The following is a 26983-nucleotide window of genomic DNA, read 5'->3' as shown; positions in this document are numbered from 1 at the left end:
AGTTTAATGGGACAAAAAACAAATCCAATAGGTAATAGGTTAGGAATTATCCGCGGATGGGATTCTAACTGGTACGGCGGAAGAAACTTCGAACCCAAACTCGTAGAAGACAATAAAATCCGTAAGTATCTGAATACCCGTCTTGCCAAAGCCGGTATTTCAAAGATAATTATCGAACGTACCCTAAAATTGGTTACAGTAACCATTAATACAGCCCGACCTGGTATCATCATAGGTAAAGGCGGACAGGAAGTGGATAAACTTAAGGAAGAATTAAAAAAACTTACCGGAAAAGAAATCCAGATCAATATTTCTGAAATAAAACGCCCCGAAATGGATGCTGTTATCGTAGCAGCAGCCGTTGCCAAACAAATAGAAGGCAGGATTTCATACCGCAGAGCCATTAAAACCTCTATCGCCTCTACCATGCGCATAGGCGCCGAAGGAATAAAAATACTGATTTCCGGCAGACTGGGCGGAGCCGAAATGGCACGCCGCGAACAATACAAAGAAGGACGTATCCCTCTACATACTCTCCGTGCCGATATTGACTATGCCATAGCCGAAGCCCATACTACCTATGGACGTATCGGAATAAAAGTATGGATTTGTAAAGGAGAAGTTTACGGAAAACGCGACCTTTCCCTCAACATCGAAAGTGGAATAAAAGTAGGCGGCGTTACAGGCGGAACAAACGCACCCCGCGGAGGCGGAAAATCCCAACGCGGTGGAAACAGATCCGGAAGACCTAGAAGTAAGTAATTACGGCAAAAGAAATTGTACTAACTTATAATCAGTTGAGAAATGTTACAGCCGAAGAAAACAAAATATAGAAAACAGCAAAAAGGCAAAATGAAAGGCAATGCCAAAAGAGGATCTGAATTGGCTTTTGGATCTTTTGGAATCAAAGCCCTTGGATCATGTTGGATGACAGGTCGTCAGATAGAAGCTGCACGTCAGGCATTAACCCGTCATATGAAACGTGAAGGTCAAATATGGATACGCATTTTCCCCGATAAACCCGTAACCAAGAAACCTGCCGAAGTACGTATGGGTAAAGGAAAAGGAGCACCCGAATATTTCGTGGCTCGTATCACCCCCGGCAGAATTCTTTTTGAAGCAGAAGGCGTACCTATGGATGTAGCTAAAGAAGCCTTGCGCCTCGGAGCCCAAAAACTCCCCATACTTACCCGGTTTATTGTAAGAAGAGATTACGTTGAAGAAACAATCTAAATAAAATGGAACAAAAAGTCATTAGAGAACTTTCAACTCCCGAACTCATTGAACGTTTGGATGAAGAAAAAAAACAGCTTACCCGGTTAAAAATTAACCATGCTGTTTCCCCTTTGGAAAATCCGAATAAAATAAAAGCATACAGGAAAACTGTTGCCCGGATTATTACCGAACTCAAAAGAAGAGAAATTGAGCAACCAAAATAACTGTTTTAAAAAGATGGAAAGCAGAAATCTAAGAAAAGAAAGAATTGGGCTTGTGGTCAGCAATAAGATGACGAAATCTATTGTTGTAGAAGTTGAACGCAAAGTGAAACATCCCAAGTACGGAAAATTCGTGAAAAAAACCACCCGATTTATGGCGCACGACGATAAAAACGACTGCAACATAGGCGATACCGTACGCATAGCCGAAACAAGACCCTTGAGCAAAAATAAATGTTGGCGATTAGTTGAAATAATTGAAAGAGTAAAATAATTATGATACAACAGGAAACAAGATTAGCTGTTGCTGATAACAGCGGTGCAAAAGAAGTACTTTGCATCAGGGTCCTTGGTGGTACCAGAAAAAGGTATGCATCAATAGGCGATAAAATTATCGTAAGTATAAAAAATGCTATCCCATCAGGAAACGTTAAAAAAGGCACCGTTATCAAAGCCGTAGTGGTTCGTACTAAAAAAGAAATTCGTCGCGCCGATGGTTCTTACATCCGTTTCGACGATAACGCAGTAGTACTGCTCAATAACACCGGCGAAATGATTGGAACACGTATATTTGGTCCGGTAGCCCGCGAACTCAGAGAAAAACAATTTATGAAAATAGTTTCATTGGCACCCGAAGTGCTGTAATGAATCAAAGAATACATAGCCATGCAGAAGAAATTACACATCAAAAAAGGAGATAACGTAGTCGTTATTGCCGGTGATTCCAAAGGCAAAACAGGCAGAGTGCTCGAAGTTATTGTGGAAAAAGAACGCGCAATAGTGGAAAATATCAATATGGTATCAAAACATACCAAGCCCAATGCCAAAACCCCAAAAGGCGGAATCGTGAAAAAGGAATCATCCGTTCATGTATCCAACCTTATGAAAGCTGAAAATGCAAAAGTTGCAAAAACAGCGGTTGAAAAGAAAACCAAGAAATCAGAAACTAAATAAATAGGGGAGAGATAAATAATGAATTATTCACCCAGATATAAAGATAAATATTTTAACGAGATTATCCCTGTACTGAAGGAACGTTTTTCTTATAAAAACACCTTGCAGGTACCTCGCTTAGAAAAAATTTGCATCAACCAGGGAATGGGAACAGCCATTGCTGACAAAAAATTACTCGAAGTAGCCGTAAATGAAATGACAGCTATTGCCGGGCAAAAAGCAGTACCCACCAAATCACGTAAAGACATCTCCAACTTCAAACTACGTCGTGGTATGGCAATAGGTGTAAGAGTTACTCTTCGTGGCGACAGAATGTACGAATTTCTCGACCGACTGGTTTCGGTTTCACTACCCCGTATTCGCGACTTCAGAGGCATCAATGAAAAAGGCTTCGACGGAAGAGGAAATTATACCCTCGGCATCCCCGAACAAATCATTTTCCCTGAAATCAACATGGACCAGGTGAGTAAAATCAACGGATTAGACATCACCTTTGTAACATCGGCACGTACCGACAACGAATGTATTGCACTGTTAAAAGAATTTGGATTACCCTTTAAAAACCAGAAATAAACATGGCAAAAGAGTCAATAAAAGCACGGGAACTTAAAAGAGAAAAAATGGTTGCAAAATACGCAGCCAAACGTGCCGAACTAAAAACTGCCGGCGATTATATCGCTCTGCAGAAACTTCCCAAAAACGCTTCTCCGGTTCGTTTACACAACCGCTGTAAACTCACCGGCAGGCCCAAGGGATATATGCGTCATTTTGGTATTTCCCGTATCAATTTCCGCGAAATGGCATTGAACGGATTAATACCCGGTGTAAAAAAAGCAAGCTGGTAAAATTGTCGAAAAAATAAATGTAATTAATCATTATGGTTACTGATCCTATCGCAGATTATTTAACAAGAATACGGAATGCCGTTATGGCAAACCATCGTGTGGTTGAAATTCCGTCATCAAATATCAAAAAAGAAATTACGAAAATTCTTTTTGATAAAGGCTACATCTTAAACTATAAGTTTGAAGACGAACCCAAACCCGGAACCATAAAAGTGGCATTAAAATACCACCCGGTTACCAAATTGCCTGCTATTATCCAATTGGAAAGAGTAAGCAAGCCCGGGTTAAGAAAATACGTGAGCGCCGAAGAATTACCCAGAGTACTTAATGGTTTGGGAATTGCCATTTTATCCACTTCGCAAGGACTTATGACCGACAAAGAAGCCCGTAATCTGCATATCGGAGGCGAAGTTATTTGTTACATCAGTTAAAAAGGAGAATTATTACAATGTCAAGAATTGGAAAATTACCCATAAATATACCCCAGGGAGTTCAGGTAACGGTAAGCGATAATAATATCGTAACCGTAAAAGGAAAATTGGGCGAATTAAGACAAACCGTTGACCCCTCTATCAAAATTAACATCGTAGATAGTGTCATCAGCGTTATTCGTTCTACCGATCAACCTCGCCACCGTGCCCTGCATGGATTATATAGGGCTTTAATAGCCAATATGGTAAAAGGCGTATCGGAAGGATTTACCACCAAACAGGAATTAGTGGGTGTAGGTTACAAAGTAACTGCCACAGGCCAGGTATTGGAATTGTCGCTTGGTTATTCGCACAATATTATCATGGAACTTCCCCCCGAAATAAAAGTAGAAGCCGTAACCGAACGCGGGAAAAACCCTCTCATTACTATGCACTGTTTCGACAGACAACTGCTGGGACAGGTAGCCGCCAAAATCCGTTCGTTCCGCAAACCCGAACCCTACAAAGGCAAAGGTATCAAGTTTGTTAACGAAGTACTGAAAAGAAAAGCCGGCAAATCAGCTTCTGCCAAGTAAAAATTATTAACCCGTTGTTTGTAAAGCAATGAAAAACGAAAAAGAATACAGAAGGTTCAGAATCAAGAAACGCATCAGAAAAATCGTTCACGGAACCCCGGAAAAACCCAGACTAACGGTTTTCCGCAGTAATAAACAGATTTATGCTCAGATAATTGATGATGTTGCGGGTAAAACAATGGTTTTTGCTTCATCAAAAGTATCGGCAATAGCCAATGAAAAAATGACAAAAACCGAACAGGCAAAACGAGTAGGACTGTTGATAGCAGAACGTTCTATCGAAGCCGGTATCCATACAGTGGTTTTCGACCGTAACGGCTATTTATATCATGGTAGAATCAAATCCTTAGCTGACGCAGCCAGAGAAGGAGGCCTTAAATTTTAACACCTATGCCAAACTTAAACATTAAAAGAGTAAAATCGAGCGAAATCGAGTTCAAGGACAGGCTTGTAAGCATACAGCGTGTAACCAAAGTAACCAAAGGCGGACGAACATTCAGCTTTTCAGCCATCGTGGTTGTAGGAAATGAAAACGGCGTAGTTGGTTATGGCTTGGGAAAAGCTAAGGAAGTAACAGCCGCTATTGCCAAAGGCATTGACGACGCTAAGAAAAACCTGATTAAAGTTCCGGTGTTAAAAGGAACCATACCTCACGAACAAACCGGTAAATATTGCGGAGCATTGGTCTTCCTGAAGCCAGCTTCCCCTGGTACCGGAGTTATCGCCGGCGGCGCAATGCGTGCCGTACTGGAAAGTGTAGGCATTAAAGACGTTCTGGCAAAATCCAAAGGCTCGTCGAACCCCCACAGTGTGGTGAAAGCCACCATCAATGCGCTTATCCAAATGCGCGATCCTTTTTCCGTTGCACAACTGCGCGGAATAGAATTAGACAAAGTGTTTAATGGGTAAATAAGTATAAACACATGAAAAAAGTAAAGATAAAACAGGTGAAAAGCGCCATTCATTGTCCTCTTCGCCAAAAACGCACACTCGAAGCCCTCGGATTCAAAAAAATGAACCAGGTGATAGAGGTTGAAGCCACCCCCCAAATTATCGGAATGGTTGGCAAGGTTAAACATTTGTTGGAAATTGAAGAAATTTAGTTGTTTAAAGCAAAACAAACGATATTTATGGATTTAAGTAGTCTTAAACCGGCAAAAGGTTCAGTAAAAAAATCGAAACGCATCGGACGTGGTCAGGGATCTGGAAAAGGCGGAACCTCCACCCGCGGGCACAAGGGCGCCAAGTCACGCTCAGGATACAGCAGCAAAGTAGGACATGAAGGAGGTCAAATGCCTATTCACCGTCGTTTGCCTAAATTCGGTTTTAAAAATTTCAACCGTGTAGAATATCATGGTATCAATATCGACACTTTGCAGAAATTAGCCGATGATAAAGGCCTTTCTGTTATTGATCCTGAAGTTCTTATTAATAATGGTCTCGCTTCGACAAGCGACCTTGTAAAAATTTTGGGAAGAGGCGAACTCAAGGCAAAATTAGATGTTAAAGCACATTCTTTTTCTGCATCAGCAATTAAAGCAATTGAAACAACCGGTGGCACCGCCACAAAAATCTAACGTTGAATGAAAAGGCTGATTCAAACCATAAGAAACATCAACAAGATTGACGAACTTCGTAAAAGAATCATCTTTACTATCGGTATCATTCTGATATACAGATTAGGCTCTTACGTTGTACTACCAGGAATAGACCCTGGTCAACTCGAAAATCTGCAAAATCAATCTAAAAGCGGATTATTAAGCCTTCTTAATATGTTTTCGGGAGGTGCATTTTCTCATGCATCCATCTTTGCTTTGGGTATTATGCCTTACATTTCGGCATCCATCGTAATTCAGTTGCTTGGAATGGCGATCCCCTATTTCCAAAAACTACAAAAAGAAGGAGAAAGTGGGCGCAAAAAGATAAACCAAATTACTCGTTATCTTACTGTTATTGTAACGACATTACAAGCTCCTGCATATCTTACAAACGTTATTTCACAACTTCCCGCACAGGCAATTTCACCTTTCGATCCCAATATTACTTCACCCAGTACATTTTTTTGGGTTTCATCAATAATAATTTTGGTTTCGGGAACCATGTTTATCATGTGGCTTGGCGAAAAAATTACCGATAAAGGTATCGGAAATGGTATATCACTCATCATCATGATAGGTATTATAGCACGTCTTCCCTTTGCTCTTTTTGGTGAATTTATCTCGCGCATGGAAGAAAAAGGCGGCGGTCTTGTATTCTTTGTTGTAGAACTTGCCATCTTGGTTATCGTAATTCTGATTTGTATTTTATTGGTACAGGGAACCCGAAAAATTCCCGTGCAATATGCAAAACGTATTGTAGGTAACAAGCAATATGGCGGTGTACGCCAATACATTCCTTTAAAAGTGAATGCTGCAGGTGTAATGCCTATCATTTTTGCACAAGCTATCATGTTTTTACCCTTAACCATTGCAGGTTTTGCTGCCTCCGAATCCCTTTCAGGATTTGCTTCTACCTTTACCGATATTAACGGGTTTTGGTATAATTTTGTGTATGCTATACTCATTATTGCCTTTACATATTTTTACACGGCAATAACCATCAACCCCAATCAAATGGCGGAAGATATGAAAAAGAACGGCGGATTTATTCCCGGTATCAAACCTGGAAAAAAGACAGCCGAATTTATTGATAACGTAATGTCACGTATAACTTTGCCCGGATCAATGTTTCTTGCTTTTGTAGCTATTATGCCTGCATTGATTCGCCTGAGCGGGATAAGCACACAATTTGCACAGTTTTACGGAGGAACGTCCCTCTTGATTTTGGTGGGCGTTATTCTTGATACATTGCAACAAATTGAAAGCCATCTGCTGATGCGCCATTACGAAGGATTAACAAAGTCGGGCAGAATAAAAGGTCGTTCTGGCGCGGCTTATGGAATGTAAAAAAACGGTCGTGGAGTTTAAGATGATTAGTTTTAAAAGCGACGAAGAAATAGAATTAATAAAAGAGAGTTCTTTACTTGTTGGTAAAACCCTTGCTGAAGTAGCCCGAATAATCAAACCGGGAATAAAAACCATTGAACTCGACAAGGTTGCCGAAACATATATCCGTGACAACGGAGCTGTACCGGGATTTAAAGGGTACAATAATTACCCTGCCACCCTGTGCATTTCGGTTAACGATGAGGTGGTACACGGCATACCTGGCGAAAAAGTTCTTTATGAAGGAGATATCGTTTCGGTGGATTGCGGTACTTATAAAAATGGTTTTTATGGCGATTCTGCCTATACTTTTGCCGTAGGAAACGTAAGCGAAAGGGTGCAGGAATTAATGATCCATACACTCGAATCGTTGTACAAAGGAATAGCAGTAGCCATTGATGGCAAACGAGTAGGCGATATCGGTTTTGAAATCCAAAACTATGTTGAAAAGCACGGATATTCAGTGGTTCGCGACTTGGTTGGACACGGATTGGGCAAGCACCTCCACGAAAAACCGGAAGTACCCAATTACGGTAAAAGAGGAACAGGAACCAAACTGCAGCAGGGAATGGTCATTTGCATTGAACCTATGATTAACTTGGGAAAATACCATGTAGTACAAAACCGCGACGGATGGACCGTGAGAACTAAAGACGGATTACCCTCAGCCCATTTCGAACATGTGGTAGCAATACGTAAAGAAAAAGCAGAAGTATTGTCAACTTTCAGTTTTATTGAGGAAATTGTAAGAAAAAACTAAAATAATGGCAAAGCAAACATCAATAGAACAAGATGGAACTGTTATCGAATCATTGGGCAATGCCATGTTCAGGGTAGAATTGGAAAACGGGCACATCATTATTGCACACATTTCGGGCAAAATGCGTATGCACTACATTAAAATTTTGCCTGGAGATAAAGTAAAACTGGAAATGTCGCCTTATGACCTTACCAAGGGAAGAATAACTTTCCGTTACAAATAAAAAAGAAGTATTTTTGCTAACATTATGAAATATAACAAACAATGAAAGTAAGAGCATCCATAAAAAAACGTACTCCCGAATGCAAAATCGTAAGGAGAAAAGGCAGGTTATATGTTATTAACAAAGCTAATCCTAAATTCAAACAAAGACAGGGATAACAATAAAATTTTAATCATATATGGCACGTATTGCAGGTATTGATTTACCCAAGAATAAAAGAGGAGAAATAGGTTTAACCTATATCTTCGGAATAGGCAGAAATACTGCCCAAAAAATATTAACCGAAGCCGGTGTTGACTGGAATAAAAAAGTACAGGACTGGAACGATGAAGAACAGAATAAAATTCGTACCATCATCGGCGATAAGTATAAAGTAGAAGGTGCATTGCGCTCTGAAGTACAGATGAACATCAAACGACTGATGGATATCGGTTGCTACCGCGGTATCCGCCATCGTGTGGGCTTACCCCTACGAGGACAAAGTACAAAAAACAATGCCCGTACCCGCAAAGGAAGGAAGAAAACCATTGCCAATAAGAAAAAAGCACCCAGCAAAGGTTAATAAAATATCGTAATTATTTTAAAAGAATATATTTTAATATGGCAAAAGTTGCTAAAACATCAAAAAAGAAAGTTGTTAAAGTTGACCCTATAGGCAAAGCATACGTATTTGCATCCTTTAATAACATTATTATATCGTTGACCAACAATGCCGGGCAGGTTATTTCCTGGTCATCGGCAGGGAAAATGGGTTTCAAAGGATCGAAAAAAAATACCCCTTATGCCGCCCAAATGGCTTCGCAGGATTGTTCTAAAGTAGCTTACGACATGGGTTTACGTAAAGTAAAAGTGTACGTAAAGGGACCCGGTGCTGGCAGAGAATCCGCCATCCGTACCATACATTCCGGAGGTATTGAAGTAATGGAAATTATTGACGTTACCCCGGTACCGCATAACGGATGCCGCCCGCCCAAACGCAGAAGGGTTTAATAAAAAAAATATTAAATTTAAAATGCTGAATTGTCAGTTAAAAAATTTCAAAATCCAAAATTGTAAAAAATGGCAAGATACACTGGTCCCAAAACCAAAATTGCACGTAAATTCAGAGATCCGATTTTCGGACCCGATAAAACATACGAAAAGAAAAATTATCCTCCTGGAATGCACGGTGCTTCAAAACGCCGGAGAAAACCTTCGGAATATGGTGTACAATTACAAGAAAAACAAAAAGCTAAATATACATACGGCATTCTCGAACGTCAGTTTAAAAATATTTTTCACCAGGCAACCGGGAAAAAAGGAATCACTGGGGAAGTTTTGCTGCAACTTATTGAATCACGGCTCGACAATGTAGTATACCGTTTAGGAATAGCCCCCACTCGTTCTGCAGCTCGTCAACTGGTAGGACACTGCCACATTCAGGTGAATGGCAAAGTACTCAATATTCCCTCGATGCAACTGCGTCCCGGAGATATTGTAAGCATACGTGAAAAATCAAAATCCCTCGAAGCTATTGTTAACTCATTGGCTTCACGCGGTAACCGTTACCCTTGGCTCGAATGGGACGGCGCTTTAATGACTGGTAAATTCATGAGCTACCCCGAACGTCAGGATATTCCTGAAAACATAAAAGAACAACTTATCGTCGAATTGTATTCGAAATAATCCACACATTAACCTTCCTCATTAATAAAAAGATCACTATGGCAATCTTAGCATTTCAAAAACCTGAAAAGGTGATCATGTTAGAAGCAGACGAATACAAAGGAATATTTGAATTTCGTCCGCTGGAACCCGGTTTCGGAATTACTATTGGTAATTCGCTGCGCCGTATTCTGTTATCTTCTCTCGAGGGGTATGCCATTACATCTGTAAAAATCGAAGGTGTTGAACACGAATTTTCATCCGTTAAAGGCGTTGTTCAGGATGTTACAGATATTATACTCAACCTGAAGCAAATCCGCTTTAAAAAATTGCTTGAGTCGGAAACCTCCGAAAAAGTACGCATAGTAGTAGGCGGACAAACTGCTTTTACAGCAGGCGACATCAATAAATACATGTCAGTATTCCAGGTGCTGAACCCTGACCTGATTATTTGCAACATGGAAAATACCGTGAAACTCATCATGGAAATTACCATTGATAAGGGCAGAGGATATGTACCGGCAGAAGAAAACAAAATTCTTAATGCACCCATAGGTACTATTGCCATTGATTCTATCCATACACCCATTGTTAATGTAAAGTATGTGATTGAAAATTTCCGCGTAGAACAAAAAACCGATTACGAAAAATTAGTGTTCGAAATTAGTACCGATGGTTCTGTTGCTCCTAAGGATGCACTGAAAGAAGCCGCTAAAATACTTATTCAACACTTTATGCTTTTTTCTGACGAAAAAATAACTATTGATGTAGAAGAAAAAGCCGTTACGGAAGAGTTCGACGAAAACACACTTCACATCCGTCAGTTGTTGAAAACCAAGTTAGTTGATCTCGATTTATCGGTTCGTGCACTAAATTGTCTGAAAGCTGCCGACGTGGAAACTCTGGGCGAGCTGGTAGCCTTTAACAAAAACGATTTGCTTAAATTCCGCAACTTCGGAAAAAAATCCCTTACCGAACTGGAAGACCTTGTAAGAGCAAAAAATCTTGAATTTGGAATAAATGTTGCAAAGTATAAATTAGATAAGGATTAATTGAAATGAGACACCAAAATAAAGTAAACCACTTAGGTCGTACGAGTACTCACCGTAAAGCCATGCTCTCTAACATGGCATCGTCGCTTATTTTACATAAACGAATATATACCACTCTTGCTAAAGCCAAAGCGTTGCGTCCGTATGTTGAGCCTCTGCTTACCCGTGGAAAAGATGATTCTACACATTCACGTCGTATCGTTTTCAGCTATTTGCAAAACAAAGAAGCCGTTTCGGAACTTTTTAGAAATATTTCACTGAAAATTGCCAACCGCCCCGGAGGGTATACCCGTATTCTTAAAACTGGAAACCGCCTCGGCGATAATGCTTCTATGTGCATGATGGAACTGGTTGACTACAACGAAATTCTCCTCGGTACCAAGGAAGAAAAGAAAACAAAAACTACCCGCCGTCGTGGAAGTGGAAAGAAAAAAACCACTGAAACCCAAACCGGAAAACCTGCTGCCAAAATTGCTAAACCCGTTGCTGAACCCAAACCTGCAACGCAAGCAGACGAACCGATGACAGATACTACTACCGATAATAGCGAAAAGGAATAGAGTTAAAAAAATAGAACATACAGGGATAAAGTGTCGCAGCACTTTATCCTTTTTTATTTTAATAAACATTAATTAAAAAAAGATTATGAGCACTATTGCAAACATTTATGCCCGCCAGATACTTGACTCACGCGGCAACCCCACTATTGAAGTGGATGTTATGACTGATTCCGGCATCGTAGGCAGAGCTGCTGTTCCTTCCGGTGCCTCCACCGGAGTACACGAAGCCGTTGAACTACGTGATGGCGATAATAGCTATTACCTCGGAAAAAGCGTGCTAAAAGCCGTTCAAAACGTAAACAAAACTCTTGCCGAAGAACTCAAAGGCTATTACATTACTGACCAGAATGAAATTGATCGCCGGATGATTGAAATTGACGGTACTGCCAACAAAGGAAACATCGGAGCCAATGCCATCCTCGGTGTTTCTTTAGCCGTAGCCCATGCTGCAGCACAACATACCGCCCAGCCTCTTTACCGTTATATTGGCGGAACCAATGCCAATACGCTTCCTATTCCCATGATGAACATCCTTAACGGAGGTTCTCATGCTGATAATAGTATAGATTTTCAGGAGTTCATGATTATGCCCATAGGTGCAAATTCATTTAGCGAAGCCATTCGTATGGGCGCTGAAGTATTCCATAATCTAAAATCTGTATTAAAAAAACTTGGTTATTCAACCAACGTAGGCGATGAAGGTGGTTTTGCCCCCAATCTTAAATCGAATGAAGAAGCCGTTACAGTTATCCTACAAGCCATCGAAAAAGCCGGATACAAACCCGGTATAGATGTTTGTATCGCCCTTGACCCCGCTTCTTCCGAATATTACATTCCTGAAGAAAATGTGTACCATCTTCACAAATCAACAGGTGATAAATTAACACCTGCTCAAATGGTAGACTATTGGAAAAACTGGATAGATAAATACCCTATCATCTCTATCGAAGACGGAATGGCTGAAGACGACTGGGACGGATGGAAACTTCTGACAGATATGTTAGGCAATAAAATTCAACTGGTGGGCGACGATTTATTTGTAACGAATGTATTACGTCTGCAACAGGGTATTGATAGAAAAGTTGCCAATTCTATCCTGATTAAGGTAAACCAGATTGGAACCCTTACTGAAACCATTGACGCCGTTAATTTGGCTTATCGTAATTCTTATACTGCCGTTATGAGTCATCGCTCAGGCGAAACAGAAGATACTACCATTGCTGACCTTGCTGTAGCTTTAAATACAGGATTGATTAAAACCGGATCTGCCAGTCGTACTGACCGTATTGCCAAGTATAATCAATTACTCCGTATTGAAGAAATGCTGGGAAACAGCGCTCACTACCTCGGCATGAATTTTAAATATGCAAAATAAAAGCTTTAACAGAGTACGTTTTTCCGAAAACCCTGGTTCCCACTGGGGTTTTCTTTTTGCAAAGGAGAAAAAGGATATAAAAAGTGAAGAAGTAAAAACGAAAAATTATCCTGTTCGCTCATTATTTGTCAGGTACAATCTTACTTTTATTAGGTGCGAAGTTGAATTTTGAATGTTTGATGATAAACTTTAAAATTTGTACTCTTCAACCCTTAGCTCTCAACTCCCTAATCCCTAAATATAAATTAAAAACCTAAGCCCGGGACAAAACATGTTTTACTATTAACCCGTCAGGGTTTTATTATCAATAGAAAAGATTTTTTATTTCTGGTGGATTCTTTGTCAGAAGATCAATAATGAATGCCCTACGGACAATCTTTTATAAAAAACCAACATTCTATTAACATTTATCGCCTGCAGCGAAATGTAACATACTTAAATATTCCAGGAATAGTTTACAACCTTATGCCAGCTCAGGTTACTATTTAGCCAAACCTTTATAAAAACCCAATAGACAGTATTATGATGATGCTTTCCATCAACGAAAAACATCATCGAAACGGCGGAAAGCATTATCGAAACGGCGGAAAGAATCATCGAAATGGCGAAAAGAATCATCATAATGGCGGAAAGCATTATCGTAATGGCGGAAGGTATTATCGTAATAATAAAACTTATAACCTGAGTTCAGGATAAAATATGTTTTACTATTAACCCGTTAAGGTTTTAATATCAATAGAAAAGGTTTTTTATTTCTGTGGGTTCTCCGTCAGGAGATCAATAATTCATCGCCTGCGGCGGAATGTAACATACTGAAATATTACAAAAATGGTTTGCAACCTTATGCTAACTCAGATTTATAATTATTTACGATCCCATGTTATTGCATACAAAATTGCAACGGAAAACTATTTTGATTGGGTTTGTAAATCACAAAGACTATAGTGCTGGTATAAAAAAGTAATGTGTTTGAAGTATTTATTAGAAAACTATTCTGCTTTGTTCAATATTTTTTCAGCTTGCTCTCTGAAATAATGCGAAGGATGCGACGCAATTGTAGCAAATAGCTTTTGGGCTTTTATTGTATCTCCAGCTTTCAGATAGCTTAGTCCGAGATACCATTCGGCATGTTCAATGTACAAATTATCCCCGTTTTCGATAATCATTTGAAAATAGGAAATGGCTTTTGGAAGGTTCCCTGTTTCGATATAAGATATACCGGAATAAAAGCGGAATGCGATATTTTGGGGGTTGTTTTTGAGCAATTTTTCGAAAATAATTAATGCCTGGGTGTATTGTTTATTGTTATAATAAACAATGCCTTCAGAAGCGACCTGACTGTCAGAACGTTTTGTGTCTCTGTATGGTTCGGCAGTAAAGTATTGTTCAAACAAAGTTTCCTTGGTCGAAAAATAGTTATGAGTAAGATAATACCCACCGCTCATCATCAGCATTATGCCAACTGCAGCCGCTGCCATGTATTTTTTATCGCCAAATACAGGTATTGAGGCTAATTTGAAGGTTTGCCTACTTTTCTCTCTTGCTTTCAGTAGTTTGCTTCTTAAATCAATAATATCTTGTTGTACTAATGCTTGGTTAATTTGTTTTTCAAGTCGCAGATCAAGTGCCAGCATTCTATCATTATTTACCTCTTTTTCAAACCATTCCAATTCTTTTCCCATCATTTTATTATTAAAATAATGTTCGAGAAGCCGGTAGTAATCTTGTTTTTGAATCATATTTCAAAAATTTTAGCAAAATTTGGGTCTCTTAAAATATATTTTTTTAATATTTCTTTGCATTTAAACTTTCGCAATCTTGCATATTCTTCACTTACATAATGCATTTCTTCTGTTATTTGTCCCGGTGTCATGTTGTTTGCCGACATAAGCAAAATTTTTTGACAATCTTTACCCAATAATAGAAAATGCTTTTGAATCATGGCATTCCTTTCTATTTCAATACTTGCCATTATATTTTCTGTTTCAATGGGCAAGGAATTATAATCAAACAATTCTTTGTTATCATATACAGCTTGGGATACTTTGTTGCGTTTCCATAACTCCTGTAACCATAAATGTTTGCAAATAGAATACAAATAAGTAAAAAAAGAACTTGTAAGTGTAAAACATTCTCTTGTAAGTTTGGTATAAATAATTACAACTGCTTCCTGAAAAATATCTTCCGCATCATTAGCACTTCCTCCATTTACTAAAATGTATTGTTTAATGGGTGGAAAATAATTTTTATAGATATCGCTAATTGTTTTATTGTTTCTTTCACGTAAACCTTCAATAAGTTTTACATCGTTTTCTTTATCCATTATTCATCTGTTTATCCATTTTTTACTGAATTGTTATACTTTATAAAAATATTTTTTTTAAAAATCATTATTTGTTGATATTCAGCTAAAAACAAAAGAAAAATTGAAAGCAAACGTACGTAAATTTTTTCAATCTTCATTCATTGCTCAAAAATTAAAACGAAATGACACTAATAAGGTAAAATAATTATATAAAATTAAACAGCTTATATTAATATATAGAATGGAATTTATTTATATTAGTTAATAAATTGTAATTAATGGAGTTGTCAAGATGATATTATTTATAAAATATTCTTGTTAATGATGTTATCATATAATTTATTTCATAAAAATTTCTCTCACCGACATACCTATTATGATAAAATAATAATTAATAAGAATAAAGAATACATATATAATATTAAAATATATTTTATTATATATATTGGAATAGCTTAAAATTTACGTTAAAGTTTTATATCTGTTTTTTTTTATTCCGTGAAAGTCAAATCCAAATAAGCAGAATGATTTTAATAATGCGAACTGTAAACCCCATTGAAAATTACCAGTAAAGAATTATTAATGGTTACACCTTTTAATAGATTATTATATACATGAAAAATTTCCCTGCATATTTAATCAAAAAACAGAAAACCCACCCAAAAGACAGTTTCAATTGAAAGTTTAAGAACTGAGAACAATGTCTACCTGATAAAATGGGGCATATCAGGTGGTAATACAATAGAAAGTTCCACTATGCCTGCACATTTTCCGTTTTGATACCAGGGCGATTGGTGGATGAGTTTTTTTATTCCATTTTTTTCAATGGTGTAGGTATTTGACGCTTGTTTGTTGATAAGCAGTTTCAGCTTTTCGCGTGAAGATTCGGAATGGCAGTCGTAAAGACTTTTTCCTATCAAGCTCTTCCCTCCGTATTTTTCGAAGGTAGCTGAGGCTTTTTCATTCATATACACTATCACTCCCTGCATATTGGCAATGGTAACCGCTGAAGGAAATTCGTTTGCCCAATGTTGTATATTTTCCATGTTATCTGAATTTTACAATAGTTATTCCATGTCCGCCAAATTCGATACGCTCGTCGTAAAACTGTTTGATTTCGCGCACCGTACTTAAATATTCGCGGATAAGATGACGAAGGATACCATTTCCTTTTCCGTGAAGAATATTCACTTCGAACACTCCAAGTAAAATAGCTTCATCAATGTATTTTTGTACTGTATTAAGGGCTGCCTCGGCTCGTTGTCCTCTAACATCGAGCCGGAGACTGAATTCTGTAGTTTTGGCGTTGATGTCGTTAATGATGCCGGAATATCGGCTACCCGTTTTTCTTTTTTCTTTCGGTTCCTCACTTGCTCTTTCTATGTGTTGGCGCAAAGTTTTAATTTTGAAGTTTTCAAAGGCAACCAACGCTTCCTCATCATCTATTTCAAGGATTTCTCCTGTAAAATCCTGACCAATAATACATACCTTATCGCCCTTCCGTAAAGGGGTTTCTATATCCGATTTTGGACTTTCGGTTTCATTTTGCAAGCTGATTGATTCTGGGTTATCATGGGATGTGTTTTCTATTTGTGGCGTTGCTTCCTGTAGTTTTTCGGTTAGTGCCTTAATTTCTTGTCTTCCCGCCTTTGTAGCCGATTTTTCTGCCTGATTTTCCCGTATTTCCTTTATTGTTTTTTCAATAAGGCTACTTGCATCTGTTAGCAGGTTTTTGGCTTCGAAACGGGCACTGGAAATAATTTCTTTCTTTTTTGCATCCAGGTCGTTATACAATTTCTTGTATTTTGCAATCAGTTCGGAGAGAAGGGTATCTGCCGCCCTGAGTTGTTGAAATTCCTTTTCTAACGCAAGTTTTTCTGTTTCTAGTTCCGTAAGGCATTGTTCATAATCTAACTGGGATGTGCCGGTTTTTTCGGCTGCATTTTGCAGAATTTTTTCAGGAAAACCTATGTTGCGGGCAATTTCAAATGCAAATGAACTACCTGGTTTTCCAATTTTCAATAGATAAAGAGGTTGCATTTTGCTATTATCGAACAGCATAGCTCCATTAATTATTCCTGCTGTTTTTTCGGCAAGAAGTTTCAGATTAGAATAGTGAGTGGTTACAATTCCCATGGAATTTTTCCGGCTGAGTTCTTCCAGTACGGCTTCAGCAATAGCTCCGCCCAAGTGAGGATCTGTACCCGTGCCAAATTCATCAATCAGAAAAAGGGTATTTTTATCAGCATTTTTTAGAATATTTTTCAGATTCAATAGATGTGAACTATATGTACTAAGGTCATTTTCAAGCGATTGTTCATCACCTATGTCAATAAAAAGTGTATGAAAAATTCCTGCTTCTGAGGCTTCTTTTACCGGGATAAGCAAACCACATTGCAACATGTACTGAAGTAAGCCTGCAGTTTTCAGACAAACAGATTTTCCACCTGCATTGGGTCCGCTGATTACAAGGATTCTTTCATTATCGTCGAGTGATATATCGAGCGGCACTACTTTTTTGTTTTGTAGCTGATGCGACAAAAAAAGCAAAGGATGAACAGCTTGTTTCCATTGTATCAGGGGCTTGTTGTGTATGTCCGGTCGTATTGCATTCAACTGTACTGAAACCAATGCTTTTGCGCGAATAAAATCTACAAGTCCTAAAAAACGATATGCTTGTATCAGTTCGGAAAGTTGTGGGCGGAGGGTGTCGGTAAAAAGAGTAAGAATTCGAATAATTTCATGTCGTTCAGCTATTTCGAGTTCCCGAATGGCGTTATTGGTTTCGAAAGCTTCTGAAGGTTCAATAAATACGGTTTGCCCGGTAGCCGATTCGTCGTGAATATAGCCTTTTATTTTCCTTTTATAAGAAGCAGGTACAGGGATTACGAGGCGACCGTTTCGTATGGTTATTTCTGCATCCTGCACCAGCCAGCCTTCCTTTTTACCCAGCGAAAGAGATTGATACACTTTTCGTTCTACAGATGCAACTTTCGATTGTATGTCTTTTCTTATTTTGGATAGCTCGGGGGAAGCATGGTTATGTATTTCTCCTTTTTCATTGATAATAAGTTCAATATCTCTAAGGATGATGTCTTCAGAATAAATATTTACGGTAAGGGCAAGTAGAGCCGGATATTTTTTATTTCGTTTTGTAAGATAGTAAATGACATCTAATAATGTTCTGAGAGAAAGCTTCAGTTCCAGCAATTGTTCGGGTGGAATGTAGGTTCCTTCGGCTTTTAATCTGTCGAATTCGCTGGTGAGATCAAAATAATCTTGGGAAGGAAACGGATCGTCGAATAAATACAATTGTCTAAATTCTTCCGTTTGGTCAAGTAATTTGCCAATGATTTCAATTTGGGAAGAAAAGTGCATTTTTTTTGCAAAATATTTTCCCAATGTACTTAGGCAGGCATTGACAATCATCTGCCTGATGGAATCAAAACCTGTTTTCTGCTCAAAGTTTCCAGGATAGACCACTGTTAATTTTTTACTGCAAAGGTATATTTATTACTTTACCGGGAATAGAAATGCCCATTAAGAATGTAATGGGATTTATGTACTATAAATTCTTCGGGCAATGATAACAGCTCCTGTAATTATGGTTGTAGTGATAACAAGCCCGGCAATTATCCACCACAAATAATTAATACCTTTGTTAATGGGATTTGTGTCTCCAATTTCAACATAAGCTGCCCAGAAAAAAGGGTGTGATTTAAGTGGATCGGTATGAAGTAGGTAATCCTTTTTTGCCAGTTGTAGTGCCTGATCTTTGTTTAGTCCCTTGGAAAGGTATTGGTAAAAACTTTTTACAAGATCGGCACTGGAGGCATCGTTTACCGACCAAAGGGTAAGAATAATACTGGGAACCCCTGCATAGATAAAGCCCCGTGCCATGCTCATGATCCCTTCGCCCTTGCTGAGTTTACCACTTCCTGTATTGCAGGCACTGAGCATGGCTAATTGTGCATTAAGTTTCATATTGAAGAGTTCGTAGGCATAAAGCAATCCTTCGTTGAGAGAATCCGGAGATGGTGAAAATATTAATCTCGAATATATAGGATTTTCATCATTTATCTGTGTATGCATTGCCAAGTGTAAAATACTATATTTCCCAGCTTTCTTTTTAAAATTAGCTTCTGTTGCATCTTTTCCTGTGAAAATTTTTCCTCCGACAATATCTTTTACACACTTTATTTCGTCTTGTGCAGCGGGCAGAGATGGAAGGTTGAAAATCGGGTTTTTATTGCCATAAGCTTGGTAATCGGGGGCAAACGCAAGTACTTTCACATTGCTGAAATTGTGTTTCTTATTTTTGCTGAAATTGATTGTAGTGCTATAGGAATAGCTGATGTCGTTTTGTAAAAACAGATAAGGAAGGGTTTTAAAGTTCATTCTTCCCCTCCGGGGCTCGCAGGTAAGCAGAACTTCAAAAGGAAGATAACCCAGTTTGTCGTCAGGTATTATTTTTAGAGATTTCCCTTTTATTTTATCAGCGATGGGTTCAATCAATATTTTGTACAAATTTCTCGATGTCTGAATAAAAGAATCGTATTCCAGCCTTGTATAGTTCAATGCATCGTACTGGGTCAACAGAGACCGCATTTTGGTGAGGTTTTTCCCAAATTCCTGGTTAACGGGTGTTTGATATGCAATAATTTCCGTTTTTGTGATACAAAATGTAAAAAGAAGCGAATCGGAAAGGACATAAGAAATACACGCCTGATCAGGATGTACTTTTTCCTGAACTTGCCTTGCCCCAATAGTTTGTGTGCTATATTTCAACTTGTAATAATCAGAATAGGATGTTTCTAAAGTTTTTTCCAAACTGTCGTGTTGTTGATTCAGGTTAAAAATCTTTTTTTCCCATAACACTATTTTCTCCGAATTGGATTGTTCAAGTGATTTTTCGGTGTACAGATAGTTTTCGTATACCGATAGTCTGTGTTTAATTTCTCGTTCTTTTTCTAAAAGATTGCGAGGTACATTGCCAATTTGAGTAGCTTCCAATTCTTTAATGCCTGAGAGCAAAATTGCATATTTGCCTTTTTCAGAAAATTCAAATGATTTTTCAAGATATTTTTCCTCACCGGTTACTTTATACAGTTGTAAAGCTGTATAAAGTCCGGCGTTAACCATATTTTTTTGCTCACTATTAATAAGATATTTACTATCCTCAGCCAGATACGACATCCTTATCCGTTCGGTAAGTGCCAAGGCAAGGCTATAAGTCTCAAAACTTGCTTTTAAGTAAGTAATTCTTTTTTTTGTAGTTTGAATGTAATTGTTTAGCAGAGCATTGGCTTTATATGTAAGAGCATTCAATGCATAATAATCGGTGGGTAAAGCATTAACATCGGGGTTGGTTAATAAATTACCATTGTTAAAAACAGGGCTTTGTGATACCAAAGCCTTATGAAAATAATAGGTGGAAGTGTTATAATCATGTTTGTTGTAATATAGGATACCTATGTGTGTATAACAATTTGCTACATCTCTGTTTTTTTCACCAAATTTATTTTTATATATTGATAGTGAGATATTAAAATAATCTATGCTTTTTTTATAGTTTCCTGTTTGGGATAAGTATTTGGCATACTCGAGATATGACTGGGCGGTTTCTACATGGCTAATCCCATTGATGCTTTCGGCTATTTCAATAGATTTTTCAAAATATAAGGTTGCATTGTTTTTATCGTTAATTTGTTGATAACATTTTGCAAGGTTACGGTAAATCCTGATTTTATCCGATGTATTATGATAGGTTTGCAGGCTTTTGAATAAATAACTGAGAGCCTTGGAATACATGCCTTTTTGCATATATACATAACCAATATTTGAATATAAAAGGCTATAATATGGATGACTTTCATTATATACAGATTTTAAAATAGATATGGATTCCAAGTAATATTCAAGAGCCTTGTCATAATCTGCAATTGCATTAAAAATATTTCCTTTATTTAATAAAGTTAAACTTAATTCGTAATTTTTATTTTTTTTATTTTTTTTAAAAATCTGCTCCGCTTTATTTAAATAATTTTCAGCTTTTTTATATTGACTGAAAAGGTAATTTAATTGTCCGAAGTTAAGATAAATATTTCCTAACGCTGGGTCATTTTGTTTTAAAATATTTTGATTTATCTGTAAATTAGTATTCATTTCCATTAAAGCTCTATCATAATCGCCTGTCCTGGCGAATGCTATTCCCAGATTCTGGTGATACATAGCAATATCTGCCTTATCTATAATCGCATTTTTTTGTGCTATGCTTAAAGCTTTCGTATAATACTCTATTGATTTTTTAAAGTCGCCTAAATATAAATAATTAGTTCCTATGTTATTATAGGGTAATGATAGGATAGAATTGTTTTTACCTAATATTTTAACAAATAATGAAACTGACTGGTTTAAAAGTTGAATTGAAAGCTGATTTTTCCCCGTATTCATTAAAACAGAACCTTTTGCAAGAAAAATTTCTGCTTGCAAAAGGTTATTGGAGAATTGCCCTGACATAAAAAGACTTTCAGCAGAATCAATGATAGTTAAAGCATTATCAAATTTGTTTTCAAACCTGTAGCAATTTGCCATTTTAATCTGGCATTGAATTAGCAAGAGAGTGTCTTTTTTCTTAAGAGCAGTTTTCAGTACAGTTTGGTACAGGGCAAGGGCAGTTTCGTAGTCCTTTTTTTTGTAAAAATCTTCAGCAGATAGAAACGTATTTGCATTGGTTTTTTTTTCGGTGGGTACGAACTTAGAAAAGGATAGAGAATCTTTTTTCAAATAATAAACGCCAATGACCCCTAAGCATAAATATACACTAATGGCAAATAGTAATACCCTGTCTTTCTTCATTATTCTCCACTACATCTGTTAGCAGACCTTTGCACATCTCCCTTATGCAAAGGCTGTTTTTTAATGCCCGTAAATGTATTAAACAATTCTTTGTAATTTAAAAATAAATAGAACTAGTGAGAAATTTTTTTTAGGATGAAAAAAAAAGAGAGGCAATAACCTCTCTATAAACCATATGTTAGCAATAAAAAACTAATTGTTTATCATTAGTTTTCCTTTTTCCATCAGCCTGTTTTCGGGAGAAAGAATACTATAAAAGTATATTCCGCTTTGTAAATCGTCAGTATTTAAATTAATATTTTGCATTCCCTGCTGATATACTCTTGAATACTGCTTAACTATTTCACCTGTTGCATTATATACTTTTAAATGTACATACCCTTCTTTTTCAATAGAAAAAACAAAATTAACAGTTTCAGATGCCGGATTAGGATATACTCCTGCAGACCCTAACGGACTGGCTTCCCACACCACTTTTGGGAAGGTAACGCTTTCGCCAGCAAAAATTTTACCTTTTTTATCATTTAACTGACTAAAAAACGGGTCAATAACGAGTGCAATTTCTTTATCTTGGATGAAAGCATCGGTTGTTGTACCTTCAATGGTAAAAATAACATCCCCGGTAAATACTTCATGGGGAAGCATACAAGGGCTTAAGTAGGAAATGTAGATTTTGTCGTTTATTACTTTGTAATCAATCTCGCCAAATGGGGACTTGATATTATTAATAGTCATTAAATCAGATGGATAGTTAATAACAAATCCCATACCTCCAATATTCATATGGGAGGAAATAGTATAAGGAATAGCAAAACTATTCTTTGTTTGTGCTGTTACGGTCTCTTCGCAATTCGGGTAAATCATGGGTTTGGGTTTTTGTCCAGGAAGAAAAACGCCTCCAACATCTCCGGAACTTGAGCCACCGGTAGTAGGAGGGTTGTCTTTTCCTTTTGAAACATCTATCGTGTCATCGGTAAATACCCAGTTTCCTGCAGGGAAAGGTAATCCCGTAAGCAGCCAATGATTCATAATTGTATCATAATCAGCTATTGTAATTGTGTCATCGCCTGTAACATCAGCTGCCAGTTTTTGTAATACATCAAAAGTAATCTGATTATTCAGATATAACATTACAAGTTGTGCATCTTCAATTCCTACTCCAAGCGGAGGCTGGTTGTAGGTAGCGCTAACAATATAAGAACCGTTTGCAATATTATGAAATGTGTAAACTCCGTTTGGGTTACTTGTTGTACTATCTAATATTGTATTTGTTAATGTTTTAAGATAAAGAGTAACACCCTGCATGGGGCTACTGGGGTCGTTATGATAATTTACTGATCCATGAATGCTGGTTTTTTGTGCAAATGACATAAGTGGCTGTATATTAAGCATACAGATAAACATCAGAATAAAAAACTTGTTTTTCATAATTTTAAGTGCATTGATTATAATGAATTTGTTCTAATTTTAAACTATACATCCTTTATCAAAAAAAAATGAATTTGTTATACATCTCTGAAAAATATTTTTTGCAAAAAAAATAAAAATTATAAAACAATTTTAAAAAAATAGTAGTATTCAGCTATTTATAATTTAATAATCATCATAATTGTAAAAAATAAGCATAAAATATTTTTTAAACAGTTCCCGGACAACATAAAAGTCCGGGTATTTTATAATTTTGTAGGCTAAAAGAAATTCGAAATGTCAATTGAAGTTCAGAATATTACAAAAATATATAGCGGACAAAAAGCGCTTGATGATGTTTCATTTACCATAAAACCCGGTGAGATTATTGGATTTTTGGGTCCTAACGGAGCTGGAAAAACTACGATGATGAAAATAATAACCTGTTTTATACCTCCCACAGCAGGCAATGTAAGGGTATATGGTTATGATATTGTTGAGCAATCTGTAGAAGTTCGTAAAAAAGTAGGATACCTACCCGAAAACAACCCGTTATACACTGAAATGTATATTAAGGAATATCTCGAGTTTGTTGCCGGTATTTACAAACCTGATTTTAATATTTCTGCAAGGGTACAGGAAATGATAGCAATAACCGGATTAGAACTGGAACAAAAGAAAAAAATAAGCACTTTGAGCAGGGGATACCGACAACGTGTTGGGTTGGCTCAGGCGTTGATTCATGATCCTGACGTTCTTATTTTAGATGAACCCACCACCGGGCTTGATCCCAATCAGATCGTTGAAATTAGAAATCTTATTAAAAATATTGGCAAGGAAAAAACGGTGATGCTTTCTACGCATATAATGCAGGAGGTTGAGGCTATTTGCAGTAGGGCTATCATAATTGACAGAGGAAAAATTATTGCCGATGACCAAATGCAGCATCTCTCAGAATCTTCCATTAAAAATGAAATTATCATTGTGGAATTTAACAAGGAAATTGCCGAGAAAACACTTTTAGGAATACCGGGCGTTAAGAGGGTAAAAAAAATGAATGGTAATTTCTGGGAAATGGAATCCGTATCGGATATTGATATCAGAAATACTATTAATCATTTTGCAAAAGATAATGATTTGTTTATTCTATCGTTACATAAACCGGAAAGAAATCTCGAAAAGATTTTTCAGGAACTTACACAAAAATAAAAACAGAAACCGCTGCTATATTTTGCTTATTTCTTTAATGATATTACCTCAAGAATACGGTTCACTTTTTCTTTATCTGGCAAGTTACCATCAATCCATCGGATAGGCAAACCGTTGCGTTCCATACGACGAAACCAGGTCATCTGCCGTTTTGCAAATTGGTGTATGGCTGTGTTGAGCAAAGTAAACATTTCGTTATAGGTAAGTTCTTTGATTATGTATTGGGTAATATATTTGTACTCAAGCCCATAAGCTTTTAATGTTTCGGGACGGACTCCCGAGTTGAGTATTTGCTGAATTTCCTCTATCATTCCGTTTTCCAAACGTTGTTGCAGACGATGTGTAATATGTTGCCTTATGATTTCGCGGGGAAAGTTAATACCGAAAATAATTGATGGAACTGGCTGAAAAGACTTGATATCCGGATTTTTCTGAAGCCAGGTTTCTATCTCGATGGCTCTCAATAGCCGGTTTCGGTTTACGGTATCTGTAGTGGCATGAAGTGATTTTAATCTTGAAAGCTTTGTACAAAGCTCTTCATCACTAAGCAGATTGAGCGAATTTCGCAAAGATGTATCTTCCGGTATAGCCGGTAGCCGGTAACCTTTCAGAATTGCTTCCAAGTATAAACCAGTACCTCCACAAAGAATGGGTTGTTTTATGCGAGAGAGGATATCCTGGAATACTAAGTGAAAATCACGCTGGAATTCATGAACACTGTATTCGTAGCCAGGATCGGCAATATCAATCAAATAATAAGTAATTTGCTTACCATTAACAATATAGTCATTATAATCTTTTCCGGTTCCAAGATTCATTTTTCGGTAAACCTGGCGGCTGTCGGCGCTTATAATTTCGCCATTACAGGCTGCAGCCAAAAGAGCTGCCAGCCTCGTTTTCCCGGTAGCAGTAGGTCCCAGCAGGGTAATAAGTGGCATAGGAGGTCAAAATTAGTAAAATTCATGAATGGGATATGTAATATTTTAATATTTTAGCTCCTCAAATCTATAAAAAAATGGAAAAACAGGCTACTATGAAACAACCATCTGCATTGTATATGCTTGCGTTAACAGCATCTTGGGAACGTTTCAGCTATTACGGAATGCGGGCTTTTCTTATTTTGTACATGGTTAATAGTGCACTGAGTCCTTCCTCCGGGCATTTGGGTGGCATGGGCTGGGATGATGGCTTTGCCGGAAAAATTTATGGAATTTTTACGGGACTATGTTATTTATTTCCCTTGTTGGGAGGTTGGTTAGCCGACCGTTATTTGGGTGAACGTCGTTCTGTTTTCATTGGCGGGGTACTTATTATGCTGGGGCATTTTACCTGTGCTATTGATGACAGTTTGTTGCCTTTTATTGGCGGGCTTACCTTGCTGATATTGGGCAATGGTTTTTTTAAACCTACGGTTGTAACCATGGTTGGCGATTTATACCAGCAGGGCGATAAACGTCGCGACAGTGCTTTTACCATATATTATATGTTGTTCAATGCCGGAGTATTTCTGGCACCCATCCTTTGTGGGTATTTCAGCCAAACTTATGGCTATCGTTACGGCTTTATTACTGCCGGAACAGGTATGGCTTTAGGATTAATTGCTTATGTTATAACGGCTCCCCGATATTTGGGCAATTTGGGCAAAGTGCCAAAACATCAACAAAATAAAGCTATACAAATTGAAAAAACGCCATTGACAAAAGAAGAAAAAGATAGAATTGCCGTAATTGTGGTTTTGCTGTTTATCGTTACTTTTTTCTGGGCTGGCTACGAACAAGCCGGTTCATCTTTCAATTTGTACACCGAAAGATTTATTAATCGAACGGTAGCCGGTTGGACTATACCTACCGAATGGTTTCAGAGTGTTAATCCTTTGTTTGTTGTAATCCTGTCTCCGTTTTTTTCCTGGTTATGGATGGCGTTATCAAGAAAAGGGAAAAATCCTTCAACACCTGTAAAAATGGGAATTGGGATGGTTTTTCTTGCAATTGGTTTTATGTTTATTCTGGGTGCCATAGCACAACGCGGGGGTGATGTATCAGATGTAAACGTTAAGGCAGGTCTTTTTTGGCTGATAGCTACCTATTTCTTTCATACAATAGGCGAATTGTGTCTCTCTCCGATAGGTCTTTCAATGGTAACCAAACTGGCTCCGATGAAATTAGCTTCACTTTTTATGGGAGTTTGGTTTTGTTCCAATTTTTTGGCAAACTTGATAAGCGGTTTTCTTGTAGGATATGTTAAAGAGTTGGGTGCAGGAACCATTTTTGCTTCCATTGCCATTTTTATGCTTGTACTTGCTATTATAGTATTTTTTATTGCACGCAAGTTACTAACGATGATGCATGGGCGGGATTAATTCCGG

The 26983-nt window shown here is 37.5% G+C and carries 33 protein-coding genes and 1 pseudogene; 27 read left to right on the top strand and 7 right to left on the bottom strand.

The window, feature by feature from the left end; all coding sequences use genetic code 11:
- Window positions 1-6: 6 nt before the first annotated feature.
- The 25 genes and pseudogenes from rpsC to M0R21_05820 all read left to right on the top strand — a co-directional run bounded on the left by rpsC (window position 7) and on the right by M0R21_05820 (window position 13535).
- The gene (rpsC, locus tag M0R21_05940; GenBank protein MCK9617360.1) at window positions 7-762 is read left to right on the top strand and encodes a 30S ribosomal protein S3; all 756 of its coding nucleotides are present in this window, start codon (window positions 7-9) and stop codon (window positions 760-762) included.
- A gap of 42 nt (window positions 763-804) precedes the next feature.
- Window positions 805-1233, top strand: coding sequence for a 50S ribosomal protein L16 (rplP, locus tag M0R21_05935; protein ID MCK9617359.1), 429 nt, complete (start codon window positions 805-807; stop codon window positions 1231-1233).
- Window positions 1234-1238: 5 nt separating this feature from the next.
- The gene (gene rpmC / locus M0R21_05930) at window positions 1239-1439 is read left to right on the top strand and encodes a 50S ribosomal protein L29 (protein MCK9617358.1); all 201 of its coding nucleotides are present in this window, start codon (window positions 1239-1241) and stop codon (window positions 1437-1439) included.
- A 13-nt stretch (window positions 1440-1452) separates the two neighbouring features.
- Complete coding sequence (gene rpsQ / locus M0R21_05925; protein ID MCK9617357.1) at window positions 1453-1710, top strand: 30S ribosomal protein S17; 258 nt, start codon at window positions 1453-1455, stop codon at window positions 1708-1710.
- Between the two features lie 2 nt (window positions 1711-1712).
- Window positions 1713-2081, top strand: coding sequence for a 50S ribosomal protein L14 (rplN, locus tag M0R21_05920; GenBank protein ID MCK9617356.1), 369 nt, complete (start codon window positions 1713-1715; stop codon window positions 2079-2081).
- Window positions 2082-2102: 21 nt separating this feature from the next.
- A pseudogene (locus tag M0R21_05915) lies at window positions 2103-2318 on the top strand (50S ribosomal protein L24).
- A 90-nt stretch (window positions 2319-2408) separates the two neighbouring features.
- On the top strand, window positions 2409-2963 hold the full coding sequence (gene rplE / locus M0R21_05910) for a 50S ribosomal protein L5 (GenBank protein MCK9617355.1): 555 nt from the start codon (window positions 2409-2411) through the stop codon (window positions 2961-2963).
- Window positions 2964-2965: 2 nt separating this feature from the next.
- Entirely contained in the window at window positions 2966-3235 is a 270-nt protein-coding gene (gene rpsN, locus M0R21_05905; protein ID MCK9617354.1) for a 30S ribosomal protein S14, read from the top strand.
- A 32-nt stretch (window positions 3236-3267) separates the two neighbouring features.
- Window positions 3268-3666 (top strand): 30S ribosomal protein S8, encoded by a 399-nt coding sequence (gene rpsH, locus M0R21_05900; GenBank protein MCK9617353.1) that lies wholly within the window; start codon window positions 3268-3270, stop codon window positions 3664-3666.
- A 17-nt stretch (window positions 3667-3683) separates the two neighbouring features.
- Window positions 3684-4241, top strand: a complete 558-nt coding sequence (gene rplF, locus M0R21_05895; protein ID MCK9617352.1) for a 50S ribosomal protein L6 — start codon at window positions 3684-3686, stop codon at window positions 4239-4241.
- Between the two features lie 28 nt (window positions 4242-4269).
- Window positions 4270-4626, top strand: coding sequence for a 50S ribosomal protein L18 (gene rplR, locus M0R21_05890; GenBank protein MCK9617351.1), 357 nt, complete (start codon window positions 4270-4272; stop codon window positions 4624-4626).
- Between the two features lie 5 nt (window positions 4627-4631).
- Window positions 4632-5150: a 30S ribosomal protein S5 gene (rpsE, locus tag M0R21_05885; protein MCK9617350.1), complete on the top strand. Its 519-nt coding sequence runs from the start codon at window positions 4632-4634 to the stop codon at window positions 5148-5150.
- Between the two features lie 14 nt (window positions 5151-5164).
- Complete coding sequence (gene rpmD, locus M0R21_05880) at window positions 5165-5344, top strand: 50S ribosomal protein L30 (protein MCK9617349.1); 180 nt, start codon at window positions 5165-5167, stop codon at window positions 5342-5344.
- Between the two features lie 27 nt (window positions 5345-5371).
- Complete coding sequence (gene rplO / locus M0R21_05875) at window positions 5372-5818, top strand: 50S ribosomal protein L15 (GenBank protein ID MCK9617348.1); 447 nt, start codon at window positions 5372-5374, stop codon at window positions 5816-5818.
- Window positions 5819-5824: 6 nt separating this feature from the next.
- Window positions 5825-7186 carry a preprotein translocase subunit SecY gene (gene secY / locus M0R21_05870; GenBank protein ID MCK9617347.1) on the top strand — a complete coding sequence of 454 codons (1362 nt, stop codon included), beginning with the start codon at window positions 5825-5827 and terminating at the stop codon, window positions 7184-7186.
- 22 nt (window positions 7187-7208) lie between these two features.
- Window positions 7209-7985: a type I methionyl aminopeptidase gene (map, locus tag M0R21_05865; GenBank protein MCK9617346.1), complete on the top strand. Its 777-nt coding sequence runs from the start codon at window positions 7209-7211 to the stop codon at window positions 7983-7985.
- Between the two features lie 4 nt (window positions 7986-7989).
- Entirely contained in the window at window positions 7990-8208 is a 219-nt protein-coding gene (gene infA / locus M0R21_05860; GenBank protein MCK9617345.1) for a translation initiation factor IF-1, read from the top strand.
- A gap of 41 nt (window positions 8209-8249) precedes the next feature.
- Window positions 8250-8366, top strand: a complete 117-nt coding sequence (gene ykgO / locus M0R21_05855; protein ID MCK9617344.1) for a type B 50S ribosomal protein L36 — start codon at window positions 8250-8252, stop codon at window positions 8364-8366.
- A 20-nt stretch (window positions 8367-8386) separates the two neighbouring features.
- On the top strand, window positions 8387-8770 hold the full coding sequence (gene rpsM, locus M0R21_05850) for a 30S ribosomal protein S13 (protein MCK9617343.1): 384 nt from the start codon (window positions 8387-8389) through the stop codon (window positions 8768-8770).
- Window positions 8771-8808: 38 nt separating this feature from the next.
- On the top strand, window positions 8809-9198 hold the full coding sequence (rpsK, locus tag M0R21_05845; GenBank protein ID MCK9617342.1) for a 30S ribosomal protein S11: 390 nt from the start codon (window positions 8809-8811) through the stop codon (window positions 9196-9198).
- A gap of 69 nt (window positions 9199-9267) precedes the next feature.
- A complete protein-coding gene (rpsD, locus tag M0R21_05840) occupies window positions 9268-9873 on the top strand; it encodes a 30S ribosomal protein S4 (protein MCK9617341.1) in 606 nt (201 codons plus the stop codon).
- Window positions 9874-9911: 38 nt separating this feature from the next.
- Window positions 9912-10904, top strand: a complete 993-nt coding sequence (locus tag M0R21_05835) for a DNA-directed RNA polymerase subunit alpha (protein MCK9617340.1) — start codon at window positions 9912-9914, stop codon at window positions 10902-10904.
- A 5-nt stretch (window positions 10905-10909) separates the two neighbouring features.
- Window positions 10910-11464 (top strand): 50S ribosomal protein L17, encoded by a 555-nt coding sequence (gene rplQ, locus M0R21_05830; protein MCK9617339.1) that lies wholly within the window; start codon window positions 10910-10912, stop codon window positions 11462-11464.
- Between the two features lie 85 nt (window positions 11465-11549).
- Window positions 11550-12839 carry a phosphopyruvate hydratase gene (gene eno / locus M0R21_05825; GenBank protein MCK9617338.1) on the top strand — a complete coding sequence of 430 codons (1290 nt, stop codon included), beginning with the start codon at window positions 11550-11552 and terminating at the stop codon, window positions 12837-12839.
- A gap of 522 nt (window positions 12840-13361) precedes the next feature.
- A complete protein-coding gene (locus M0R21_05820; protein ID MCK9617337.1) occupies window positions 13362-13535 on the top strand; it encodes a hypothetical protein in 174 nt (57 codons plus the stop codon).
- A gap of 293 nt (window positions 13536-13828) precedes the next feature.
- Here the strand turns inward: M0R21_05820 and M0R21_05815 are convergent, their stop codons facing one another.
- From M0R21_05815 to M0R21_05790, 6 genes are all read right to left on the bottom strand, one after another.
- The gene (locus M0R21_05815) at window positions 13829-14578 is read right to left on the bottom strand and encodes a tetratricopeptide repeat protein (protein ID MCK9617336.1); all 750 of its coding nucleotides are present in this window, start codon (window positions 14576-14578) and stop codon (window positions 13829-13831) included.
- Entirely contained in the window at window positions 14575-15162 is a 588-nt protein-coding gene (locus M0R21_05810) for a sigma-70 family RNA polymerase sigma factor (protein MCK9617335.1), read from the bottom strand. Before M0R21_05810 ends, M0R21_05815 begins: the two co-directional genes overlap by 4 nt.
- Window positions 15163-15848: 686 nt before the next feature.
- Window positions 15849-16190 carry a PAS domain-containing protein gene (locus M0R21_05805; protein ID MCK9617334.1) on the bottom strand — a complete coding sequence of 114 codons (342 nt, stop codon included), beginning with the start codon at window positions 16188-16190 and terminating at the stop codon, window positions 15849-15851.
- 1 nt (window position 16191) lies between these two features.
- Entirely contained in the window at window positions 16192-18627 is a 2436-nt protein-coding gene (locus M0R21_05800; GenBank protein ID MCK9617333.1) for a Smr/MutS family protein, read from the bottom strand.
- A gap of 75 nt (window positions 18628-18702) precedes the next feature.
- Complete coding sequence (locus M0R21_05795) at window positions 18703-22002, bottom strand: tetratricopeptide repeat protein (GenBank protein MCK9617332.1); 3300 nt, start codon at window positions 22000-22002, stop codon at window positions 18703-18705.
- A 192-nt stretch (window positions 22003-22194) separates the two neighbouring features.
- Complete coding sequence (locus tag M0R21_05790) at window positions 22195-23430, bottom strand: T9SS type A sorting domain-containing protein (GenBank protein ID MCK9617331.1); 1236 nt, start codon at window positions 23428-23430, stop codon at window positions 22195-22197.
- A 276-nt stretch (window positions 23431-23706) separates the two neighbouring features.
- On the opposite strand from M0R21_05790, the gene gldA reads away from it, so the two are divergent.
- A complete protein-coding gene (gldA, locus tag M0R21_05785) occupies window positions 23707-24618 on the top strand; it encodes a gliding motility-associated ABC transporter ATP-binding subunit GldA (protein MCK9617330.1) in 912 nt (303 codons plus the stop codon).
- Between the two features lie 26 nt (window positions 24619-24644).
- On the opposite strand, the gene miaA is transcribed toward gldA, so the two are convergent.
- Window positions 24645-25556: a tRNA (adenosine(37)-N6)-dimethylallyltransferase MiaA gene (gene miaA, locus M0R21_05780; protein ID MCK9617329.1), complete on the bottom strand. Its 912-nt coding sequence runs from the start codon at window positions 25554-25556 to the stop codon at window positions 24645-24647.
- 95 nt (window positions 25557-25651) lie between these two features.
- Here miaA and M0R21_05775 point away from each other — a divergent pair, with 95 nt between their 5' ends.
- A complete protein-coding gene (locus M0R21_05775) occupies window positions 25652-26977 on the top strand; it encodes a peptide MFS transporter (protein ID MCK9617328.1) in 1326 nt (441 codons plus the stop codon).
- The last annotated feature ends 6 nt before the right edge of the window (window positions 26978-26983 follow it).

The sequence above is a fragment of the Lentimicrobiaceae bacterium genome (assembly GCA_023227965.1).
In the GTDB taxonomy this organism is placed as follows: domain Bacteria; phylum Bacteroidota; class Bacteroidia; order Bacteroidales; family JALOCA01; genus JALOCA01.
The sequence above is the reverse complement of the archived record's forward strand: the minus strand, read 5'-3'. Positions and strand labels throughout refer to the sequence as shown.

Bases quoted from the DNA above. Each gene is read 5' to 3' on its own strand.
- map (MCK9617346.1), top strand. From the start codon at position 7,209: ATGATTAGTTTTAAAAGCGACGAAGAAATAGAATTAATAAAAGAGAGT.
- rpmC (MCK9617358.1), top strand. From the start codon at position 1,239: ATGGAACAAAAAGTCATTAGAGAACTTTCAACTCCCGAACTCATTGAA.
- secY (MCK9617347.1), top strand. From the start codon at position 5,825: ATGAAAAGGCTGATTCAAACCATAAGAAACATCAACAAGATTGACGAA.
- rpsM (MCK9617343.1), top strand. From the start codon at position 8,387: ATGGCACGTATTGCAGGTATTGATTTACCCAAGAATAAAAGAGGAGAA.
- infA (MCK9617345.1), top strand. From the start codon at position 7,990: ATGGCAAAGCAAACATCAATAGAACAAGATGGAACTGTTATCGAATCA.
- M0R21_05795 (MCK9617332.1), bottom strand. From the start codon at position 22,002: ATGAAGAAAGACAGGGTATTACTATTTGCCATTAGTGTATATTTATGC.
- M0R21_05775 (MCK9617328.1), top strand. From the start codon at position 25,652: ATGAAACAACCATCTGCATTGTATATGCTTGCGTTAACAGCATCTTGG.
- eno (MCK9617338.1), top strand. From the start codon at position 11,550: ATGAGCACTATTGCAAACATTTATGCCCGCCAGATACTTGACTCACGC.
- rpsK (MCK9617342.1), top strand. From the start codon at position 8,809: ATGGCAAAAGTTGCTAAAACATCAAAAAAGAAAGTTGTTAAAGTTGAC.
- gldA (MCK9617330.1), top strand. From the start codon at position 23,707: ATGTCAATTGAAGTTCAGAATATTACAAAAATATATAGCGGACAAAAA.
- rplP (MCK9617359.1), top strand. From the start codon at position 805: ATGTTACAGCCGAAGAAAACAAAATATAGAAAACAGCAAAAAGGCAAA.
- miaA (MCK9617329.1), bottom strand. From the start codon at position 25,556: ATGCCACTTATTACCCTGCTGGGACCTACTGCTACCGGGAAAACGAGG.
- ykgO (MCK9617344.1), top strand. From the start codon at position 8,250: ATGAAAGTAAGAGCATCCATAAAAAAACGTACTCCCGAATGCAAAATC.
- M0R21_05790 (MCK9617331.1), bottom strand. From the start codon at position 23,430: ATGAAAAACAAGTTTTTTATTCTGATGTTTATCTGTATGCTTAATATA.
- rplO (MCK9617348.1), top strand. From the start codon at position 5,372: ATGGATTTAAGTAGTCTTAAACCGGCAAAAGGTTCAGTAAAAAAATCG.
- rplF (MCK9617352.1), top strand. From the start codon at position 3,684: ATGTCAAGAATTGGAAAATTACCCATAAATATACCCCAGGGAGTTCAG.
- M0R21_05835 (MCK9617340.1), top strand. From the start codon at position 9,912: ATGGCAATCTTAGCATTTCAAAAACCTGAAAAGGTGATCATGTTAGAA.
- rpsC (MCK9617360.1), top strand. From the start codon at position 7: ATGGGACAAAAAACAAATCCAATAGGTAATAGGTTAGGAATTATCCGC.
- rpsH (MCK9617353.1), top strand. From the start codon at position 3,268: ATGGTTACTGATCCTATCGCAGATTATTTAACAAGAATACGGAATGCC.
- rpsN (MCK9617354.1), top strand. From the start codon at position 2,966: ATGGCAAAAGAGTCAATAAAAGCACGGGAACTTAAAAGAGAAAAAATG.
- rpsD (MCK9617341.1), top strand. From the start codon at position 9,268: ATGGCAAGATACACTGGTCCCAAAACCAAAATTGCACGTAAATTCAGA.
- rplQ (MCK9617339.1), top strand. From the start codon at position 10,910: ATGAGACACCAAAATAAAGTAAACCACTTAGGTCGTACGAGTACTCAC.
- rplN (MCK9617356.1), top strand. From the start codon at position 1,713: ATGATACAACAGGAAACAAGATTAGCTGTTGCTGATAACAGCGGTGCA.
- M0R21_05815 (MCK9617336.1), bottom strand. From the start codon at position 14,578: ATGATTCAAAAACAAGATTACTACCGGCTTCTCGAACATTATTTTAAT.
- M0R21_05805 (MCK9617334.1), bottom strand. From the start codon at position 16,190: ATGGAAAATATACAACATTGGGCAAACGAATTTCCTTCAGCGGTTACC.
- M0R21_05820 (MCK9617337.1), top strand. From the start codon at position 13,362: ATGATGATGCTTTCCATCAACGAAAAACATCATCGAAACGGCGGAAAG.
- rpsE (MCK9617350.1), top strand. From the start codon at position 4,632: ATGCCAAACTTAAACATTAAAAGAGTAAAATCGAGCGAAATCGAGTTC.
- rpsQ (MCK9617357.1), top strand. From the start codon at position 1,453: ATGGAAAGCAGAAATCTAAGAAAAGAAAGAATTGGGCTTGTGGTCAGC.
- rplE (MCK9617355.1), top strand. From the start codon at position 2,409: ATGAATTATTCACCCAGATATAAAGATAAATATTTTAACGAGATTATC.
- rpmD (MCK9617349.1), top strand. From the start codon at position 5,165: ATGAAAAAAGTAAAGATAAAACAGGTGAAAAGCGCCATTCATTGTCCT.
- M0R21_05810 (MCK9617335.1), bottom strand. From the start codon at position 15,162: ATGGATAAAGAAAACGATGTAAAACTTATTGAAGGTTTACGTGAAAGA.
- rplR (MCK9617351.1), top strand. From the start codon at position 4,270: ATGAAAAACGAAAAAGAATACAGAAGGTTCAGAATCAAGAAACGCATC.